The sequence below is a fragment of the Kitasatospora sp. NEAU-CNBT7 genome, assembly GCF_057220535.1.
Genome location: NZ_JBXQQB010000116.1, coordinates 1 through 1,914, shown reverse-complemented (window position 1 = coordinate 1,914; position 1,914 = coordinate 1). Strand labels below are relative to the sequence as shown.

2 protein-coding genes are annotated in these 1,914 nt (G+C 73.7%); both read left to right on the top strand.

The window, feature by feature from the left end:
* Nucleotides 1-228 precede the first annotated feature (228 nt).
* Nucleotides 229-1,653, top strand: a complete 1,425-nt coding sequence (locus tag AC2TEW_RS38805) for an endonuclease/exonuclease/phosphatase family protein (protein WP_484627839.1) — start codon at nt 229-231, stop codon at nt 1,651-1,653.
* An 11-nt stretch (nt 1,654-1,664) separates the two neighbouring features.
* The coding region (locus tag AC2TEW_RS38800; RefSeq protein ID WP_484627838.1) for an alkaline phosphatase family protein at nt 1,665-1,914 on the top strand (250 nt) is incomplete at its 3' end.

Below are 1,914 nucleotides of genomic sequence, written 5' to 3'. Positions count from 1 at the left end.
CTGGTGGGGGGGTGGTAGCTGCGACCCTACCTTGCGGAAGGGTCCCCCCCCCCCCTCCCCCCCCTCTCCCCCCCCCCCCGCGCCCGCGTCGGCCAGGAGTTCCCGGTGTTCCCGACCGGCGGCCACGCCCTGTTCATCCCAAGTCCGTTACTCCTAGAGTGAATTGGGTCAGTTGTACAGCCAACTCGACCCAGCCGGACCCGCACCGGTCCGGCGGACAGGACCCCCGTGGCGACAGGATCCTCCCTCGTCCTCTCCACACCCACCAGTCCCACCGAAGGCGACAAGCTCACCTTCCACTGGACCACCGACGCATCGGACGCCAAGAACTGGGTGGGCATCTACGACGGCACCCGGCTGCCCGGCACCGGCTCCTCGCTGCTGTGGAAGTACACGCCCGGGGCGTCCGGCGACGTCCAGCTCGACACCTCCGCCCTCACCGGCGGCCCCTACACCGCCTACCTGCTGGCCAAGGACGGGTACGGGATCCTCGCCCAGAGCGCGCCGTTCAGCTTCAAGCCCAAGCCGACCCCGGCCCGGCCGCACGCCGCCGTCGACGCGCTGACCGCCACCCAGGTCGCGCCGGGCGCCGCCGTGAGCGTCAAGCTCGGCGGCCTGTGGATGCGCTCCTCGGGCACCCCGACCTTCCGCAAGATCGCCGGGGACTCCTGGCTGTCGGTGGCCGCCGACGGCACCGTCACCGGCACCGCCCCGGGCAGCGCGCCCGCCGACCCGGCCGTGCTGACCGTCGGGGTGAAGGACGCGGCGGGCAACACGGACACCATCACCGTCCAGCTCCCGGTCCGCGACCCGGCCCAGCCGATCCGGCTGAAGACCGCCGCCTGGAACCTCTGGGACGCCGGCACCCACGCCACCGACGGCCTGGAGAAGCAGCTGCGGGTGATCCTCACCCAGAACCTGGACGTCGTCGCGCTCCAGGAGACCGCCGGCACCGCCGCCACCGCCCTGGCCACCGCGCTCGGCTGGTACGCGTACCAGAGCGCGAGCAGCGTCGGCATCGTCAGCCGCTACCCGCTGGCCTCGGTCACCGCCGTCACCACCACGCTGCCCGCCGCGGGCGCCACGGTTCAGCTCCCCGGCAACCGCAGTGTCCGGTTCTGGGCCGCGCACCTGGACGAGGCCGACTACGGCCCCTACGCCGTCCAGGACGGCCGCACCGCCGCCGCGACCGTGACCAGCGAGAACGCCTCCACCCGAGGCAAGCAGGCCACCGCCCTGGCGACGGCGGTCAAGGCCGACATCACCGCGGGCAGGGCCGTCGTCCTCGCGGCCGGTCTGGCCTCGCCCTCGCACCTGGACTGGACGCCCGCCACCGCCGCCGCACACAGCGGCGTCACCGCGCTGGCCTGGCCGGTCACCGTCGCCCTGCAGAACGCGGGCCTCACCGACGCCTACCGCTCGGCGCACCCCGACCCGGCCGCCTTCCCGGGTAACACCTGGTCGCCGACCCGCAAGGTCCGCGGCACCAAGGCCGAGCCGCAGGACCGGATCGACCAGGTGCAGTTCGCCGGTCCGCTCACCCTGCTGGAGGCCCACACCCTGGTCACCGGCCGCCCCCAGCCGGACCCGGGCACCGCGGCCAACGAATGGCCCTCGGACACCGCCGCCGCCGTCGCCACCTTCACCTTCTGAGAGGCCGACCGATGACCCCCCAGCTCAGCCGCCGCACCTTCGTGTCGGCCACCGCAGCCGCCGGCGCGGCCACCCTGGCCGGCCTCCCGGGCACCGGTACCGGTACCGCTCAGGCGGCGACCACCAGCGGAACGGTGGCGGACGTCAAGCACGTGGTGATCCTGATGCAGGAGAACCGCTCCTTCGACCACTACTTCGGCACCCTGAGCGGCGTCCGCGGCTTCGCCGACAAGCAGGCCCTCCAGTTCCCCGACGGCGGCA